General features: G+C 30.2%; 14 protein-coding genes and 2 tRNA genes. 3 read left to right on the top strand and 13 right to left on the bottom strand.

Features of this window, described 5'->3' with window-relative positions; genetic code table 11:
• Positions 1–14 precede the first annotated feature (14 nt).
• The 4 genes from Q0776_RS16510 to Q0776_RS16495 all read right to left on the bottom strand — a co-directional run bounded on the left by Q0776_RS16510 (position 15) and on the right by Q0776_RS16495 (position 1776).
• Positions 15–95, bottom strand: a tRNA-Tyr gene (locus tag Q0776_RS16510).
• 37 nt (positions 96–132) lie between these two features.
• A tRNA-Lys gene (locus Q0776_RS16505) sits at positions 133–205 on the bottom strand.
• A 62-nt stretch (positions 206–267) separates the two neighbouring features.
• A complete protein-coding gene (locus Q0776_RS16500; RefSeq protein ID WP_298370715.1) occupies positions 268–1035 on the bottom strand; it encodes an ATP-binding cassette domain-containing protein in 768 nt (255 codons plus the stop codon).
• Positions 1036–1776 (bottom strand): ABC transporter permease, encoded by a 741-nt coding sequence (locus tag Q0776_RS16495; protein ID WP_298370712.1) that lies wholly within the window; start codon positions 1774–1776, stop codon positions 1036–1038. It abuts the gene before it with no gap.
• Between the two features lie 114 nt (positions 1777–1890).
• Between Q0776_RS16495 and pafA the strand changes: the two genes are divergently transcribed.
• Entirely contained in the window at positions 1891–3579 is a 1689-nt protein-coding gene (pafA, locus tag Q0776_RS16490; protein WP_298370707.1) for an alkaline phosphatase PafA, read from the top strand.
• 39 nt (positions 3580–3618) lie between these two features.
• Here the strand turns inward: pafA and Q0776_RS16485 are convergent, their stop codons facing one another.
• The 5 genes from Q0776_RS16485 to porU are packed head-to-tail and all read right to left on the bottom strand — an operon-like array spanning position 3619 to position 10584.
• Positions 3619–4683, bottom strand: coding sequence for a ketoacyl-ACP synthase III (locus tag Q0776_RS16485; protein WP_298370706.1), 1065 nt, complete (start codon positions 4681–4683; stop codon positions 3619–3621).
• A 38-nt stretch (positions 4684–4721) separates the two neighbouring features.
• Positions 4722–5105 (bottom strand): group III truncated hemoglobin, encoded by a 384-nt coding sequence (locus Q0776_RS16480; RefSeq protein WP_298370704.1) that lies wholly within the window; start codon positions 5103–5105, stop codon positions 4722–4724.
• A 1-nt stretch (position 5106) separates the two neighbouring features.
• Complete coding sequence (gene cdd, locus Q0776_RS16475) at positions 5107–5589, bottom strand: cytidine deaminase (protein ID WP_298370703.1); 483 nt, start codon at positions 5587–5589, stop codon at positions 5107–5109.
• 20 nt (positions 5590–5609) lie between these two features.
• Positions 5610–6746: a type IX secretion system outer membrane channel protein PorV gene (gene porV, locus Q0776_RS16470; protein ID WP_298370700.1), complete on the bottom strand. Its 1137-nt coding sequence runs from the start codon at positions 6744–6746 to the stop codon at positions 5610–5612.
• Between the two features lie 37 nt (positions 6747–6783).
• A complete protein-coding gene (porU, locus tag Q0776_RS16465) occupies positions 6784–10584 on the bottom strand; it encodes a type IX secretion system sortase PorU (RefSeq protein ID WP_298370698.1) in 3801 nt (1266 codons plus the stop codon).
• A gap of 163 nt (positions 10585–10747) precedes the next feature.
• Between porU and gldJ the strand changes: the two genes are divergently transcribed.
• Together gldJ and murF are read left to right on the top strand one after the other, a co-directional pair.
• Positions 10748–12457 (top strand): gliding motility lipoprotein GldJ, encoded by a 1710-nt coding sequence (gene gldJ / locus Q0776_RS16460; protein ID WP_298370696.1) that lies wholly within the window; start codon positions 10748–10750, stop codon positions 12455–12457.
• 63 nt (positions 12458–12520) lie between these two features.
• A complete protein-coding gene (murF, locus tag Q0776_RS16455; RefSeq protein ID WP_298370694.1) occupies positions 12521–13780 on the top strand; it encodes a UDP-N-acetylmuramoyl-tripeptide--D-alanyl-D-alanine ligase in 1260 nt (419 codons plus the stop codon).
• On the opposite strand, the gene Q0776_RS16450 is transcribed toward murF, so the two are convergent.
• The 4 genes from Q0776_RS16450 to Q0776_RS16435 form a co-directional block, all read right to left on the bottom strand.
• Complete coding sequence (locus Q0776_RS16450) at positions 13772–14626, bottom strand: N-acetylglucosamine kinase (RefSeq protein ID WP_298370692.1); 855 nt, start codon at positions 14624–14626, stop codon at positions 13772–13774. The genes murF and Q0776_RS16450 overlap by 9 nt on opposite strands.
• A gap of 84 nt (positions 14627–14710) precedes the next feature.
• A complete protein-coding gene (gene gap, locus Q0776_RS16445) occupies positions 14711–15715 on the bottom strand; it encodes a type I glyceraldehyde-3-phosphate dehydrogenase (protein WP_298370689.1) in 1005 nt (334 codons plus the stop codon).
• Between the two features lie 29 nt (positions 15716–15744).
• The gene (pfkA, locus tag Q0776_RS16440) at positions 15745–16731 is read right to left on the bottom strand and encodes a 6-phosphofructokinase (RefSeq protein ID WP_298370686.1); all 987 of its coding nucleotides are present in this window, start codon (positions 16729–16731) and stop codon (positions 15745–15747) included.
• A gap of 255 nt (positions 16732–16986) precedes the next feature.
• A complete protein-coding gene (locus Q0776_RS16435) occupies positions 16987–18861 on the bottom strand; it encodes an alpha-amylase family glycosyl hydrolase (protein ID WP_298370683.1) in 1875 nt (624 codons plus the stop codon).
• Positions 18862–18865: the final 4 nt, after the last annotated feature.

Below are 18865 nucleotides of genomic sequence, written 5' to 3'. Positions count from 1 at the left end.
TTGTTTGAGGTTTGTGGTGAGAGAAGGATTCGAACCTTCGAAGCTTGCGCAGCAGATTTACAGTCTGCCCTCGTTGGCCACTTGAGTATCTCACCAAAATTTTAAAAAACTCTCTAATTAGAATTTTTTTTGTGACCTGGCTGGGGCTCGAACCCAGGACCACCTCCTTAAAAGGGAGGTGCTCTACCAACTGAGCTACCAGGTCGTCTTTTTCCTTTTTAGCGGCTGCAAATATATAAGTATATTTTTAAAAAACAAACAACTTTTCTAATTAGTTTCATTTAAATATGCCTCTCTTACTTTTTTAAATAAGTTTGAAGAATACACAAAATTTACAATAGCTTCATTTTCAGTTTTAAAGATCTCTTTATTCGATCCTTCCCAAGCTTTTACTCCATCTTTTAAAAAAACAATTTTTTCTCCAATTTCCATCACAGAGTTCATATCATGAGAATTAATTACAGTTATCATCTGATATTCTTTTGTAATTTCTTGAATTAAATTATCAATTAATGTTGCTGTATTTGGATCTAATCCAGAATTGGGTTCATCACAAAACAAATATTTTGGATTCATAACAATAGCTCTTGCAATAGCAACTCTTTTTTGCATTCCTCCGGAAATTTCTGCAGGAAACTTTTTATTCGCATTTACCAAGTTTACTCTGTCCAAAACAAAATTAACTCTATTAAGCATTTCATCTTGTGTTTTTTCAGTAAACATTTTTAAAGGAAACATTATATTTTCTTCCACTGTTAAAGAATCATATAATGCTCCACCTTGAAATACCATTCCAATTTCTTGCCTTAATTGTCTCCTCTCTTTTATTCCAAGTTCTAATTGTTTTCTACCATCAAAACTAATTATTCCTTTTTCGGGCACATGCAATCCAAGTAAACACTTTAAAAATACTGTTTTACCAGATCCACTTTGACCAATAATCATGCTGGTTTTTCCTTTTTCGAAAGTTGTAGTTACACCTTTTAAAACTGGAGTACCATTAAATTCTTTATATAGTTCTTTAACTTCTATCATCTATCCTAAAAGCATTTGAGTTAAAAAATAATTTAAAAGGATAATTACTACACTTGTCCATACCACCGCTTGGGTACTTGCGCGTCCAACTTCCAAAGACCCTCCCTTTACATAATAACCATGGTAGGCTGGAATAGTTGCAATTACAAATGCGAAAACTAACGTTTTAATTAAAGCATATTTTATAAAATAGGGATCGAAATCCAGCTGAATTCCATAAATATAATCTTCTGTAAAAAACCTCCCTGTTAATAAACCCGCAACATATCCTCCATAAATTCCTAAAAACATTGCTAAAACAATTAATAATGGATAGAAAAATAAGGTTGCTATAATTTTAGGTAAAACCAAGTAATTTAAAGAGTTTATCCCCATCACCTCTAAAGCATCAATCTGCTCCGTAACTCGCATAGTACCAATACTAGAAGATATATAAGAACCTACTTTACCAGCCAAAATAACACTCATAAATGTAGGTGCAAACTCTAATATCATTGAGCGTTTAGTGGCAAATCCTATTAAATATTTTGGTATAAATGGGCTTTCAACATTTAATGCTGTTTGTATGGCTACTACACCGCCAACAAAAAATGAAATAAACATAATTATTCCTAAAGATTTTAGTCCTAAATCTTCAATTTCTCGAAACAAAGTTTCTCTAAAAACCGACCATTTTTGTGGTTTTTTAAACACTTGTTTCAGCATAATAAAATACTTTCCAATATGCTCTAAATAGTTCATTTAATTTCTTTTTTGCTAAAATATCAAATTAAAACAATGTATTAACTTTTTGCAGCATAAAATTAATTTACACCTTAAAAATTCATTAATTTTGAAACCTCTAAATTATACAAAATGAAAAAAAGTATCATATTAATTTTAGTGAGTCTAGTATTAATACAATGTATAGCTATTAAAGCCGAATCAAACTCAGCTAAAACAATAGCCGAACCAACTTCATATGAAAGTTTTAAAAAGTTTGATAAAAACCCAAAGTTAGTTGTTGGTATAGTTGTAGATCAAATGAGGTATGATTATTTAATACGTTTTTACAATAAATTTGGCAATGGAGGTTTTAAAAAACTAATAAATCGAGGATATAACTTTAACAATGTCCATTACAATTATATACCAACCTATACTGCGGTTGGACATACTTCAATTTATACTGGTACTACACCTACAAACCATGGAATTATTTCAAATAATTGGTACGATAAATATGAAAAAAAATCTATTTACTGTGTAGACGATGATAATTATAAAACAGTTGGAGCGAAAACAGGAGGCCAAAAATCACCTCATAGAATGTTAACCACAACTATTTTAGATCAACTAAGATTGGCTCAAAACATGAACGGTAAAAGTATTGGGATCTCCATTAAAGATAGATCTGCAATTTTACCTGCTGGACATACAGCAAGCGCCGCTTATTGGTTTGAAGGAGGAAATGTTGGTAAATTTATTTCTAGTTCTTTTTATATGGAAAAACTACCTAGTTGGGTTGAAAATTTCAACAATTCGGGTATTGCAAATAATTATTTAGAAAAAACTTGGGATACTTTTTATAACATTGAAAATTATACAGAATCATTAATTGATAATAATAATTTTGAAAAACCGTTTAAAGGTAAAAAAGAACCTTCGTTTCCTTACAACCTTTCTAAATTAAGAAAACAAAATGGTAACTATAGCTTATTAAAGGCTGTTGCATTTGGCAATGATTTTACCACTGATTTTGCTAAAGCCACCATTCTAGGGGAAAATTTAGGAAAGAGTAATTTTACAGATTTTATTGCAATAAGTTATTCGAGTACGGATTATGTTGGACATCAATTTGGTGTCGACTCTAAAGAAGTTGAAGATTCTTATATTAGATTAGATAAAAACTTAGAAGATTTTATAAACTTTTTAAACACTGAAATAGGTGCTGATAATTATACATTGTTTTTAACCGCAGATCACGCTGCTGTACCAGTACCGTCTTATCTAAAAACATTGAAAATTCCAGGAGGTTATTTTGATAATAAAGAATTTAAAAAATTTGTAAAAACAATTACATTAAAGCATTTCAATTCAGATGAATTGGTTGAAAATATTTCGAATAACCAATTATTTCTAAATACTGAAATAATTGATTTTTTAAAGCTTGATATATTAAAAGTTGAACAAATTTTAGTTGATGAAATTTTAAATTTTAATAATGTATATAAATCTATAAGTGGACATACATTACAAGCCACTTCGTTTAGTTCTGGTGTTTTACAAAAGTTACAAAATGGGTATAACCAAAAAAGATCTGGTAATGTGTTGTTTGTTCCCAACCCAACTACTATTAGTTATGCACATGTTGGATCTACACATGGATCTGGTTATAGTTACGATACACATGTTCCTTTAATTTTTTATGGAAGCGGCATAAAACAAGGAACTTCAAACAAGTATTATCCTATTATAGATATTGCTCCAACTTTAGCTAGTTTTCTTAAAATAGAGCAACCAAATGGAACTTCGGGGAAAACAATTACAGAAATATTAGAATAAAAAAAAGCCCTCACTGAGGGCTTTTTTTTATTCTAATATTTAGTATCTATAAACAATTGCGTTAATATTCATCCCCGCACCAACAGACGCAAAAATTACCACATCGCCAGAGTTAATTTCTTGATTTTCCATTTTCCCTTGTTTTACATGGTCAAATAAAGTAGGAATTGTTGCAACAGAACTATTTCCTAATTTATGAATATTCATAGGCATAACTCCCGCAGGCACTTTAGATTTATATAACCTATAAAAACGTTTTACAATTTGTTCATCCATTTTTTCATTTGCCTGATGAATAAATATTTTCTTAACATCCGAAATACTTAACCCGCTTTTATCTAAAGCTGTTTTCATTGCTGCAGGAACATTTGATAATCCGTATTCATATATTTTTCTGCCTAACATTTTAATATACCCAATACTTGAATCTAAATCTTTATTAAAAGACTTGTCAAAATGCAAATAATATGCTTCATCTATTACGTCAGTTCTTGTAGCATGACTTAAAATTCCTGAATCCTTAGAACTATCCTTTGCTTCTATTACGCAAGCTCCTGCTCCATCAGCAAAAATCATTGAATCACGATCACTAGGGTCTACAACTCTAGATAAGGTTTCAGTTCCAACAACTAAACATTTTTTTGCAATCCCCGCTTTTATATAAGCCTCTGCTTGAATAACTCCTTGAACCCAACCTGGACATCCAAAAATAATATCATATGCTACACAGTTCGGATTTTTAATTTGTAAGCTATGCTTTATTCTTGAAGCAATACTTGGTAACATATCACTTTGATTAGAACCAGTTTTAACGTTTCCAAAATTTTGAGCAACTATTATATAATCTAACTCTTCTTTATCTATTTGTGCATCCTTTATTGCTTTTTCAGATGCAAAAAAACCTAAATCAGACGAATTTAATTTATCTTCTGCGTACCTTCGTTCTTCAATACCTGTTATTGATTTAAATTTCTCAATAATAACTTCATTTTCCTCATTAAATGGAGTTCCATCTTCGTTTAAAAATTTACTGCTTAAAAAATCTGAATTTTTTTTAACTATATTAGGTATATAGCTTCCGGTTCCTGTTATAACTGACTTCATTATTTATATAAAAAGTTAATAAACAAATTTAAAATGTATTACTTATTTTGTTCTGAAATTTTAATTTTCATTACGGTGGCTATCGATAGTGCACGAGACTTAGCTGTATGCGCCATCTCACCTTCAAACAATTCGTCAACAGCACTATTAAAACTTGATAGCCAATGAGTAAAGTGCTCTTTCTTGAATGGTTTGTTCTTGTGTATTTTTAGGTGTGGAGCCATTGCATTTTTACGATACCCACCAGAGAAAAACAATATGTTATCCCAAAAATCAACCAATATTTGTAAATGATTTTCGAGAGCTTCAGGCTGCTCAAATTCAATAAAAAAATGACGCATTACATCGTCATTCATTAATTTAACATAAAATGCTTTAATTAGTATGTAAATATCATCTCTATTTTCAATATCCTTTAGCATATTAAAGAAATGATTTATCAAATGCAATTGGAAGCAAATCTAGAATAGAATCTGTTTTTATTATTTTACCTTCTTCACCCATAAAATAAACTTCAACCTTACTTTTTTGTTTTATTTCATATTCAGATAAAGTTTGTCTACAGGCTCCGCATGGAGCAACAGGTTCTTTTAACAATTGCGAACTTGAACTTGCAGTGATTGCAAGTTTTAGAATTTTAATATTTGGATAATTCGATAATGCGTTCCATACGGCAACCCTTTCGGCGCACATCCCAGAAGGATATGCTGCATTTTCCTGATTATTTCCGGTAACTATAACCCCATTTTCTAAAATAAGTGCGCACCCCACATAAAATTTAGAGTACGGTGCATATGCTTTGTTTTTTGCTTCAATAGCTTTTTGCATTAAGGACAAAACATCTTTTGGAAGTTCTTCTATCGAATCGTAAACTGAAATACTTGTTGTAATTTCAACCTTTTTCATTAAATGTACCTAATGGCTAATTAATTAATCTCAAAAATATCTCCAAAATCGAATGATAATGAAAATCTAAGTGTGTTTTCTAGTGGATTGTTTATATCAGAGGCATTAAACAAATATGAGATATCTAGTCTAGAACTTTTAAAATTAAAACCAGATCCAATAGTAAAATATTTTCTTGCTCCTTTTAAATCACTTTCATTAAAATAACCTGCTCTAATAGCAAAAGAATTATCATACATATATTCCGCTCCTAGCCCCCAAGTAAACTCTTTAAGCTCCTCACTAAATCCATCAGGAGCATCATTAAAAGACTTAAAAATACCACTAAAGAAACTAATGTCATCTTGCGAGTATGGCGGTGTTCCATCGTCTGAAATACTAGGTGTAGGTACTAATAATTTATTCAATTCTAAATTTAAACTTACTTTATTATAATTATCTAAAATAAAATCGAATCCTCCACCAACTTTTAAATTAGTTGGAATAAAATTATCCTGCCCATCGTCCGAATATGAAACTTTTGGACCTATATTAGAAATATTATATCCTGCTCTCCAAACACCATTGAAATCTCCATAGTTTTTTTCTTCAGATTGAAAATAACCAGAAATATCAACCGCAAATGAATTTACTGCGCTAATAGTTGAATTTGCAGATTCAATTCCTAAATCGGAACGAATATAACGTAAAGTAACCCCCATTGAATAGGTTTCGCTCAATTTAAGCGAATAAGAACCATCTATTGAAAATTCATTTAACTTTTCTGTTCCATTTGGGAATCCACTATTATCTGTTAGTTGAATTTCACCTAAATTAAAATATTTTAAACTTGTTGCCCAAGCACTTCTATTATCAATTTTATTTGCAAATGAAAATCCACCTAAAAAAACATCATTTGTTAATTCTCTAAGCCAAGGTGTGTATATTATTCCTACTGAAAATTGCGACTTCATAAAGGCAAATTTAGATGCGTTCCAATGTTGTGAATTTGCATCTGGTGAAGTTGCAACTCCAATATCTCCCATACCGCCCGCTCTAGCGTCAGGGGCAATAAGTAAAAATGGTGCTGCTGTTGTTATTGGATTTGGTGTTTCTTGTGCTTTACTATTTGAAATGGTAAATAAAACAGTTAGGGTAACTAAAATTATTTTTTTCATTAATGGTTTTCTTTAATTTAATAAATATATTAAATTCTTATTGCAATATTACTAATTTTTCAATTTTCTGAGCTGAAGAATTTGAATTAATTCCCTTTACTTTTAATTTATAAACATAAACTCCTTTTCCAATTTTCGATCCAAAATCATCTAATCCATTCCAATTTAACACTCTACATAAGTTTCCATCAGCTTGAACGGTTTCATTAATTGTTTTAACTAATTTTCCGGAAACAGTAAAAATTTGAACTTGAACATTTAACAAATCGTTAGGCTTGTTATGATTAAACCAAAACTCAGTATAATTTACAAATGGATTTGGATAGTTTAACACCTTAGTTAAAACCAAATCTGAATTGTTCATTACAGTAAAAGAAAACGTTGTTTCTGTTAAATTATTGTATGTATCCCAAACTTTTAAAGTTAATGTATGCAAACCTTCAGAAAGGTCTTTAAATGAATAAGTTACTTTACCTTTTTTATAATTATTTAAATCTGTTTGATAAAAATCATTTAGAATTATTGGATTTGCTTGATCGTTATCTAAAATTGCAACAATATCGTGATCTACTGCTGTAATTGAGGTATTTATTCCATTTTCATCTTCTAAAACAGCAATAAACATTGGCGAGCTATCTGTAGTTCCTCCTTCTACAAAATTTAAATCATTCATAAACAATTGAACTACAGGCCCTGTTTTATCTTCGGGAGCATTTTTATTAATTCCTCCAACTGTGATATCTATATTATAACCTGCTTTATCTGTTTTTTTATTTGTTGAATAAAAGCTAAGCTTCCCCTTTCCGTAAGCTACTTTTATGTCTTTTGGAGCTACAAAATCAAAAGAAAACTTACCATTTTCAACTTTTGATCTTCCATCAAATATTTTACTATCAATTACATCAAACTGCATTACAAAATTCTTCGAATCATTATCTAAAGTAGACTTCAAAATTTCTTTATCGTATACTGAAAGGTCAATTTCACCATTATAATCATTAATTAAACTATTATTTACGTCTGTAATTTCTCCTTCAAACTTTACATAAGATAACGCTTTAATAGTGTCTTTGGATTGTGAAATATCCTTATCATTCATTTTAGTTATTTTTATTGACGGGTTTGGAATACTTAAATGCATTGCAGGATCTCCAAAATTGAAAATAAAAAATCTTTGTGTAGTTGAAAATTGATTTTTAGCCAACATAAGAGATTCTGATATAGAAACATTCTCATTGTTAAATCCTAATAATGGTCTCACTAATGTTTCATTAAAAACCTGACCTACACTAATATAAATTTCTCTTGTTGTTGATATTAATGAACCTGCTCCATAATTTGGTGCCCAAAATAAAAATTCACCGGCTGTTTTTCTTAGAGGATTATCAAATCTAGAAAATTCGCAGGTAACGGTAATAAATAACGGTAATTTATATTTATTCTCTAAATTTTGAATTTCAGGAAGACGAAATATCCCTTCTCCACTCCAACCATCTTCACCTCCATGTCCAAAATAATCTACCAATAACGTGCCTTTATCAATTTTATTTAGGATATCAACATTAACTGTTGGATATACATTTCCTGAAGCAGTTGTTTGTTGGTCATATGCATCCAAATAAATTTTATTTAAGTTAAATACTGGTTTGTTTTTGGTTATAGAATCGGCTAATTTCTCCATATTAACTTGAATAATTTCTTCTCCTGCACTATCAATATCGTCCGCAATTAACGTTAATTTCGTACGCCAATTACCAAATGACTCAACACTATAATAATCTAATATTTTATCAACCACTTGTTTAGCTTGAACAACATCAGAAACTGGAATTCTACCTGTAGCAACATCTTGTCTTTCAAAAGAATTTAAAAGCCCTTCATTGTCGTCCATCATCCCATAAATATCATCAGTTACATATGATGATGCTAAATTAAAACTGTTGTACGCTTCAAAAACAGGAACTATGTTGTTATTCTCTGAAATTCGGTCTTTAAAATCATAGGATGCATCACCAAATAAACAAACATATTTAATTGGATTGGTAGTTGCATTATCGTACAAATGTTTAACAAAATCCCTAATTGCAATTACGTCTTGTATTCCTGATGAGAATTCATTATAAATATGTTTTAATTTTACAACTTTTGTAATTAATCCTGAATTTTCAAGGTGATAATCAGCTAATCTTTGCGCCTCGCTAAATAATTCATCATTTGTAATTATTACATAATCAATATTTTGAAGACTATGTAAATTCTGATTTTCTACCTCGCTATTTTCTAGTAAGTTAGGACTATAAAAATCATTTTCCGGAATTAATAAAAACTCACTTAAGCTACCCCCATTAATTTTAAAGGAATAATTCGAATTCGCGGATTCATTTTTAACAATTTTAGGATTTAAATAATCCGACACATCCCAAACCCAAGAAACATTATTTCCATTTTCAATTACATATTCAAATACACTATTTGGATTGGTTAAATTAAAATTTCTAAATAAAAATTGATTAGTCTTCGCTATTAATTTTCTTCTACCAAGTACCTCAATATAATCTAACCACGCTTTTGCTCCTGGGTTTCCGTTATTATTAAAGGTAATATCAACATTTACTGAGTTTCCATTTATTTTAACGTTACCTCCATTTTCGTTTCCTACAGCTCTATTTAAGCCTCCTAAAGCACCATAATTAATAGTAAATAAATTTTGATTGTTTACAGCAACATCCATTGAAGAACTTGATAATGATTCTGCAACACCTCTTACTTTTACTTGAATGTTTTCACTGTCATCAATTTCATCAAAAGGAATTGAATATGATCTTGTGTTTTCAAAATTAAAATCATCTCCAAACCATTGCTGACCTACTGCAAATAAATTTACTTCGTCTTTTTCATAAAAAGCAAAATCATCAAAACTCGAAATTACAGTATTTGCATTAGCCGTTATTGAAGGTTTTTCTATAATTCTTTTGCCAGCTGAATCTCCAATTGTTATAAAATAATGAGCCTCATCAGAATAGATATTGTATTGATGTTTTGTAGTATTTAAATTTGGTGAAATTCCATAATCCCAGCTATGGGGACCTTTTGCATAAAACAAAATAAAATCATTACTATCAAAATTACCATCACTTTCACCGTTTACATAAATTGCAGTTTCTTGCAAACCGTCGTACCTGAAATCACTATTTTTTTGAGGTAGCATTTGCCCTCCATTTCCGTAAATTTTAATATTTTTTGGATTAACGGAATTTACATCTATTCCTAAATTTTGTAAAAAATTTCTATTTATTTTGTAAACACCCGTTTTTTCTACGGAAAACTTATACCATTTACCAGATGCTAGCACAGATTGCTTTAAGCTACTATTTTTTAAACTATTTTTTTTTGCACTTCCAAAAGAATACTCTAAATCAAACGAAACTATTCTTTTTACTTGGTTATTAATTTTTACAAGTGGTTCTAAGTTTAAAGTTAGATATAAATTATTTTTGGCCTTGGCAATATTTAATTCACTTTTTAAAGAATCAGAAATAAAATTAAAAGCATAATTATTATTGCTTTTTACATTCTCATATTTAACATTTCGAATTGTATACCCAAGTAGTGTATTGTTATTAACAACTTTCCAACTCTCTGAAAACCTAGGGTTTAAATTTTCATCTAAAAAATTACCATTAATTAAACTAGTAGAAATTTTTAAATCTTTATTAACAATAAACTCAACATTATCTGTCCAATCTAAACTAAATGATTTTATTATATTTTGTTGTGCACAAAGTTCGTTTAATGTGGTAAATAGCAGGAAAATTATAAATATTCTAAATAATTTCATCAATAAAATAACGTTAAATAGTTGGAGTTTTATTTAAATATTATACAACATTACATATAATAATAATTAAAAACAATCGTTATATGAAACATAATTAATTATTTTGTTGCAAAAAAATTTATTTAATGTAAATTGCAACCTTTAAAACCCTAACAGAATTAGTATGAAATTTAATAATATTAAATCAATTTCAAAAGTATTATTTTTATTTGTTCTAATAGCAACTTTAACTAGTTGTCATAATAGAAACCCTAGAAAAATTGTTGGACTTACCGGCTGGTCGGCATCAGATAAAAGTGCTGTAGGATCTTATGATTCGAAAAAAGGTTATAAAGGCCAACAAGCTCCTCCAGGAATGGTTTTAATTGAAGGTGGAACATTTACTATGGGACAAGTACAAGATGATGTTCTTTTCGATTGGAATACAACCCCTGTTAAACAACAGGTACGTTCATTTTATATGGATGAAACCGAGGTTACAAATTCAGAATATTTATTTTATTTAGATTGGATGGAAAAAGTTTTTCCACCTAACAATATAAATTACGAACATATTTATCAATCTGCAGTACCCGATACTTTAGTTTGGCGAGATGTTTTAGGTTTTAATGAGTTATTAACCGAAAACTATTTAAGACACCCAGGCTATGCCGATTATCCTGTTATTGGAGTTAGTTGGGTTCAGGCAAACCAATATTGTAAATGGAGAACCAATAGAGTAAATGAAAAAATATTAATGGACAAAGGTATTTTAAAACCTTTATTCGAATTGGATTCAATAGAAGTTGAAGGTAAAAATCATTTCGATTCTGAAACTTACATTCAAAATCCTTATGCTCTATTTGATGGCGATTCCACAATTTATAAAAAAGGGCTTCCTGTATTTACAAAACGTAAAAAAGGAGATCCAAAACCTAAAAGAGGTGTCTTTGAAGGTAGACATGCAAAAGTGTCTGATGGTATTTTAACTGCTAGATTTAGATTACCTACTGAGGCTGAATGGGAATATGCTGCAAAAGCTGTTGTTGAAGGAAGAGAATATAACAATATAAGAGGTAGAAAAAAATATGCTTGGAGTGGTAAATACACTAGAAATAAAGACAAGCGATATATGGGAGACCAACTTGCTAACTTTAAACAAGGTAAAGGTGATTACAGCGGTGTAGCTGGGTGGAGTAATGATGGAGCAGATATCACTATTCAAGTAAAATCGTATGAGCCTAATGCTTTTGGTCTATATGATATGTCTGGGAATGTAGCAGAATGGGTAGCAGATGTTTATAGACCTATTATTGACAATGATGCAAATGATTTCAATTATTTTAGAGGTAATATTTTCACAAAAAAAATGATTGATGCTGAAGGAAAAGTAGTAATCGCTGATAATTTTTCTGTTCAATATGATACTTTAGATAATGGTCAAATAGTTCCAAAAGCATTGCCTGGTAGCGTTAAATATTTACCAGTTACCAAACGCGATGCATATATGAGAAATAATTACGAAAAAGCCTATAATGTAGATGCTAAAGATGGAGAGCTTGCTTCAACAAAGTTTTATAACAAAGAGGAAGACGAATTAGAAACTAAACCTCGAATGTATAATTCACCAGTTAAACCAAAAGTAATAGGTGAAAGTGGCTACATAATGCAGCAATATGATACTAAAAAACGAAACACTCTAATTAGCGATAAAACAAGAGTTTATAAAGGTGGATCTTGGAAGGATAGAGAATACTGGTTAGATCCTTCTCAAAGAAGATATTTACCAGAATATATGGCAACAAACTTTATAGGTTTTAGATGTGTTACTGATAGAATTGGTCCTATGACCTATAAAAGAAGAACACCTATTACTGCAAAAGTAAGATACTAAAATTTTTAAATAAAATTTACCAACCTCATTGTTAGCGCTTTGAGGTTTTTTTATACTTAAAATATGACAATTGAAGAAATTTACAAGCTTTTTTCAAAAAGCTATTTAGCAGATACTGATACGCGAAAAATTAGAAAAGGAAGTATGTTTTTTGCTCTAAAAGGCGATAATTTTAATGGAAATAAATTTACCGAAGTAGCCTTAAAAAATGGAGCTTCTGTTGCAATAATAGATGAAAAAGAATTTGAAATAAAAAATCAAACAATCCTAGTTGAAAACGTATTAGAAACACTTCAAAAATTGGCAAATTACCATAGAAAACAATTAAATATACCAATTATTTCACTTACTGGTAGCAATGGAAAAACTACTACAAAAGAACTTATAAATACAGTCCTTACCAAAAAATTTAATACCTCAGCAACTAAAGGGAATTTAAATAATCATATTGGTGTTCCATTAACGTTACTTTCTATGACTCAATCTACAGAAGTAGGAATAGTTGAAATGGGTGCAAATCATTTAAATGAAATAGATTTATTATGTTCAATTGCCGAACCTAATTATGGATATATCACCAATTTTGGAAAAGCTCACTTAGAAGGTTTTGGAGGGATTGAAGGTGTTATAAAAGGAAAATCTGAATTATATAATTTTCTTCGCAATTCAAAAGGGAAGGCTTTTATAAATAGCGATGATGAAATTCAAAAAAAACAAAGTAAAGGCATCGAGACTATAGAATTCAATTCAAATGAAATAAATTTTATTGAGGCTACCCCCTTTGTAAAAGTTAACCACAAAAATGAAACCATTAAAAGTCAATTAATTGGAAATTATAATTATAACAACATTGCTGCTGCAATATGCATAGGAAATTATTTCGGAGTGCCAATTAAAGAAGTTAAGGAAGCAATTGAGAATTATATTCCTTCTAATAATAGATCTCAAATAATAGATAAAGGAACTAATAAAATTATTTTGGATGCTTATAATGCTAATCCAAGTAGTATGAAAGTTGCTTTGGAAAATTTTGCGCAATTAAAAGCCGCAAATAAAGTTGTGTTTCTTGGTGATATGTTTGAATTAGGGGAAACAAGTAATTTAGAACACCAGGAAATTGCCGAACTGGCAACTTCATTTAATTTTAACAAAGTGATTCTAATAGGAAAAGCATTTTCTACAACTAGTATAAAAAATGCTTTTACTTATAATACTTTTGAATCTTTTAAAAATTCAATAGATTTCAAATCAATTTCAAATTCCTCAGTACTTATTAAAGGTTCAAGAGGAATGGCTTTAGAACGAATTTTAGATTTATTTTAAATTCATTTGTGCTCGATGATATTCTATTAAACCATCTATTGGTCTACGAACTATATTTCCAAGGTCAACCAAATAATATCTGGCTACATCTTCAATAATATCACGCGCAAAATATGCTATTGAGCCCACAAAATGCACAGGAACTGATTTAGATTCTTTATAAGGTAAAATTCTATTTTTAAAGAAGTCCTTCATACCCTTATGTAAAACTTTATTAAAGTAAAGTGTACGCTCATTCTTTAGCATAAATTCGGCAAAATTTGCCAAATAGGTATTTGGGTTTTCTTCTTTATAAATATGCCTTTTAATGGTATCTGCATCAACGTTGAATTGTTCTTCAAACATTTTAGCAATTTTCTTTGGCATTTTATTATAGTAATAATCTCTAATTAGTTTTTTACCAAAATAATTACCACTTGCTTCATCCATTAAAATATAACCAAGTGAAGGAATTCTAACATCAACATTTTCGCCATCAAAATAGCAAGAATTTGAACCAGTACCTAAAATACAAACCATTCCTGGTTTGTCTGTAACTGCATAAGCTGCTGCATAAGTATCTTCCTTAACAACAACATTTGAATTCATAAAAAATGATTGAAATATTGATTTTAGTAATGCTGTAGGTTTTGGTGTTCCACAACCTGCACCATAGAAATAAATTTCTGTAACTTCTTCTTTAATTTTTTGAAAGTCTTCATTTTCATAAATTCTTTCGTTCAACAAATCTACCGGAAAAACGGCCGGATTTAATCCACCTGTTCTTGTTTTTAAAACCACCTCGCCTTTTGTATTGAGCAAAATCCAGTCGGCTTTTGTTGAGCCTCCATCAGCTATTAAAATCATATTTATTGGTATTATACAATTTAACCTTGAATATACTTTAAAAGCATATATTCAAGGTTAAATCATTCTTTATTTATGTATTAATTACTTAACGTCGTTAATGTAAGTAGCTAAATCAACTAATTTAGTTGAATAACCAAATTCATTATCGTACCAAGATACTAATTTAAAGAAATTATCACTTAAAGCAATAGAAGCATCAGCATCAAATACTGAAGTCATTGGCTCAGAAACGAAATCTTGAGAAACAACAGCTTCATCAGTGTAACCTAATACACCAGCCATTTCGTTTTCAGAAGCTTCTTTAATTGCAGCTTTTACATCTTCGAAAGAAGCACCCTTTTCAGTTCTAACTGTTAAATCAACAACAGACACATCTGGAGTTGGTACTCTAAATGCCATACCTGTTAATTTTCCATTTAATTCTGGAATTACTTTTCCAACAGCTTTTGCAGCTCCAGTTGAAGAAGGAATGATATTTGCAATTGCACTTCTACCACCTCTCCAGTCTTTTCTTGAAGGACCATCAACCGTTAATTGAGTTGCAGTTGTAGCATGTACAGTTGTCATTAAACCTTCAATAATTCCGAATTTATCGTTAATTACTTTAGCAATAGGAGCTAAACAGTTTGTAGTACAAGAAGCGTTAGATACAATAGTATCAGCAGCAGTAATTTTTTTATTGTTTACACCCATAACAAACATTGGTGCATCAGCAGATGGTGCAGAAATTGCAACTTTTTTAGCTCCAGCAGTAATGTGTTTTCCAGCTCCTTCTAAACTTGTGAAGATTCCTGTACAATCTAAAACTACCTCAGCACCAACAGCATCCCATTTTAAATCTTCTGGGTTACGCTCAGCAGTAATTCTAATTTCTTTTCCATTAACAACTAAGTTACCATTTGCTACTTCAACAGTTCCGTTAAATCTACCGTGAACTGAATCGTATTTTAATAAGTAAGCTAAGTGATCTACATCTAATAAATCATTAATTCCTACTACTTCAATATTTGGTCTTGAAACAGCTACTCTAAAAGCTATTCTACCAATTCTACCAAATCCGTTAATTCCAATTTTCATTGTTGACATTTTTATTGTTTTTATCTATTAATCTATTTTTATACTGAAGTTATTTCAGCCACTTTTAATAATTCTTTATCTATATCATTGTTCATCTTAATAGCTTTATTAAGACCTACTGTTGTAACCTTATTATTAGTAACACCAACCATAACACCTGATGATCTATCCAATAAATGTTCAACCGCAGCAACTCCTAACCTGCTGGCTAAAACTCTATCATAACAACTTGGAGAACCTCCACGTTGCATATGACCTAATACAGAAACTCTAATATCATAATCAGGGAATATTTCTTTAATATGATCTCCTAATTCAAATACATTTTTCCCTATTTTATCTCCTTCTGAAACTACAACTATACTAGATGTTTTTCCTCTATCTTTACTTGCTTTTAGAGATTCAACTAATCTGTCTAATCCTAAATCCTTTTCTGGAATTAAAATTTCTTCGGCTCCAGCCCCAATTCCAGAGTTTAAAGCTATAAAACCAGCATCACGCCCCATTACTTCAATAAAGAATAACCTGTTATGTGAACTTGCAGTATCTCTAATTTTATCGATTACTTCAACAACAGTATTTAAAGCTGTATCGTAACCAATAGTTCTATCTGTTCCATAAATATCGTTATCTATAGTTCCTGGAATACCTATTACCGGAAAATTATGCTCTTGAATAAAGATAAGACCTCCTGTAAATGTTCCGTCCCCACCAATAATTACCAAAGCTCCAACACCTTCTTCTTTCAAATTTTGATAAGCCTTTTCTCTACCTTCTACTGTTCTAAATTCTTCAGAACGAGCAGACTTTAAAATTGTTCCTCCTTTATTAATAATATTACTTACACTACGGCCATTTAATGTTTCAAAATCGCCTTCTATTAAACCTTGGTAACCTCTATAAATACCAACGCAATCTACTCTATAATATGTACATGCTCTAACAACCGCACGTATGGCAGCATTCATCCCTGGAGCATCACCTCCTGATGTTAAAACTGCTATCTTTTTTATTGGTTCATTCATTCGTTAAAATTATACTTCAAAATTAATCTTTTTATGGGTTTTAACTCTACAAATCAGACTATTATTCACTAAAACGATTTCGCTCAATAAATAAAAAAAAGTTAAAAAAAAGCTTTCTAATCTAATTTTTAACTCTTTAGTTTTCAACCTATAAAGTTATACAATAATAATAATTCTTTTGTAAAGGTAAAATTATTTTTTAGACAATTTATATTGTTTTTTATTCGTATCTAAAAACTTCGGTTTTGAGATTTATTATTTATCCAACTTTAAAATAAATGAAGTTAAAGTATCTAATTTTACATTAAATTTTCCTTCATTATTTTTAACTATTAATTTTGTTGAATATTTATTGTATAATTGATCTTTTAAGATGTAGGTTCCATCGGGTAAATTCCATTTTTTTATAACATCAAATGGTACTTTTAAATCTAAATCGTAATTTACTAAATCATCAAAATTTGAAATAACAAGTAACTTCTCATTTTTACTCCAACGCGCAAATGAAAATACTTTTCTAGTATAATTACTTACCAGTTGACGGTTAAAATGATGAATTTCTTGATAGTTTCCCATCAGCGCTTCACTTTTTAACGTAAAGTTTAATAAACGTTTGTAAAAATCGCGTAAATCCTTTTCTTGTTTTGTTGATTTCCCTCCATCAAATTTCCCCATATTCATCCAGCGCTGATGTGATGGAACACCAATATAATCAAAAATAGAGGTTCTAGTAGGAGAGCCAAAACCTGCATTCTCTGCTCCTGGTTCTCCAAACTCTTGACCAAAATAAATCATAGTAGGCGAAGTACTTATTGTTGCGGAAACAACCATAGCTGGTTTTCCTTTTTCAGCTGAACCTGCAAAATCTGGACTTGCAATTCGTTGTTCATCATGGTTTTCTAAAAAATGAAGCATATTGTGCTCGATATCTGCTTTATAATCTTGAATACCCGTGATATGATCTGTCCAACCGTGACCTTGCATAATATTTTTTAAGGTATCATATAAGGCTACTTTATCATATAAATAGTCCATTTTTCCCTTTCTTATATAATCGCGGTACATATTTGGATTGTATACCTCAGCCAATAAAAAAGCATCAGGTTTTTTCATTTTGATAGAAGAGTTCATATAACTCCAAAATTCAACTGGTACCATTTCTGCCATATCATATCTGAATCCATCAACTCCTTTATCTAACCAGTACAATGCTATATCTCTAAATTTTATCCAGGAATTAGGCACTTCCTTATTTTTCCAGAAATTAAAATGAACTTTGTAATCTTCATTTTCAAAACCATCTGGTAATTCCGAAAAATCTTTTCTTCCATCTGGGCTAACTCCATAATTTACTTTTACGGTTTCATACCAATCATTAAAACTTGGTTTTGAGGCTCTAGAACCATTTCCAGTCCATTTTGCTGGACTTTCTTCAAACTTACCATCAATTAATGGGTTCTTTTCTCCTCCTAACGGTAAGTAACCGTGTTCCCAATCTGGCAATTGAAATGATTCTCCCGGATTGTAATAAAAATTATTATTTACATCATACTGTTTAGTTTTATCATCTGTTTCTCCAAAACTTGTAATTCCTTTTGGGTTTGAAACACTTTTATAATTTCGTGCTACGTGATTAGGAACAATATCAATAATTACTTTCATTCCTGCTGTGTGAGTACGCAAAATTAAAGCTTCAAATTCTTCCAATCTATTTTCTACATTTACAGCTAAATCGGGATTAACATTATAATAATCTTTTACCGCGTATGGAGAACCAGCTCTACCTTTAACTACATCTGGATCATCATTAGATATTCCATACTTGGTATAATCTCTAATAACATCGTGATGAGGGACTCCTGTATACCAAATATAAGTTACTCCAAGATCTTTTATTTCTTGTAGTGCTTTTTCAGTAAAATCGTTAAACTTTCCAACTCCATTCTCCTCAATTGTTCCCCAAGGTTTATTGGTTGTTTTTGTATTTCCAAACAAACGTGTAAACACTTGATAAACTACTTCTTTATGATTTTTATGCTTCATATCTTTCTGAATCTCCTTTTTTCCATTATTACAAGCCACAAAAATAAGAATTAGCACAATACCCGCACTTAAAAATTTTGTTTTCATAATT

It is taken from the genome of uncultured Lutibacter sp., from assembly GCF_947495725.1.
GTDB lineage: Bacteria > Bacteroidota > Bacteroidia > Flavobacteriales > Flavobacteriaceae > Lutibacter.
This window is presented reverse-complemented; position numbering and strand designations above follow the sequence as displayed.

Coding starts and splice junctions, on each gene's coding strand:
- porU (WP_298370698.1), bottom strand. CDS start 10,584: ATGAAATTATTTAGAATATTTATAATTTTCCTGCTATTTACCACATTA.
- Q0776_RS16495 (WP_298370712.1), bottom strand. CDS start 1,776: ATGAACTATTTAGAGCATATTGGAAAGTATTTTATTATGCTGAAACAA.
- Q0776_RS16435 (WP_298370683.1), bottom strand. CDS start 18,861: ATGAAAACAAAATTTTTAAGTGCGGGTATTGTGCTAATTCTTATTTTT.
- Q0776_RS16485 (WP_298370706.1), bottom strand. CDS start 4,683: ATGAAGTCAGTTATAACAGGAACCGGAAGCTATATACCTAATATAGTT.
- gldJ (WP_298370696.1), top strand. CDS start 10,748: ATGAAATTTAATAATATTAAATCAATTTCAAAAGTATTATTTTTATTT.
- pfkA (WP_298370686.1), bottom strand. CDS start 16,731: ATGAATGAACCAATAAAAAAGATAGCAGTTTTAACATCAGGAGGTGAT.
- pafA (WP_298370707.1), top strand. CDS start 1,891: ATGAAAAAAAGTATCATATTAATTTTAGTGAGTCTAGTATTAATACAA.
- porV (WP_298370700.1), bottom strand. CDS start 6,746: ATGAAAAAAATAATTTTAGTTACCCTAACTGTTTTATTTACCATTTCA.
- cdd (WP_298370703.1), bottom strand. CDS start 5,589: ATGAAAAAGGTTGAAATTACAACAAGTATTTCAGTTTACGATTCGATA.
- Q0776_RS16500 (WP_298370715.1), bottom strand. CDS start 1,035: ATGATAGAAGTTAAAGAACTATATAAAGAATTTAATGGTACTCCAGTT.
- gap (WP_298370689.1), bottom strand. CDS start 15,715: ATGTCAACAATGAAAATTGGAATTAACGGATTTGGTAGAATTGGTAGA.
- murF (WP_298370694.1), top strand. CDS start 12,521: ATGACAATTGAAGAAATTTACAAGCTTTTTTCAAAAAGCTATTTAGCA.
- Q0776_RS16480 (WP_298370704.1), bottom strand. CDS start 5,105: ATGCTAAAGGATATTGAAAATAGAGATGATATTTACATACTAATTAAA.
- Q0776_RS16450 (WP_298370692.1), bottom strand. CDS start 14,626: ATGATTTTAATAGCTGATGGAGGCTCAACAAAAGCCGACTGGATTTTG.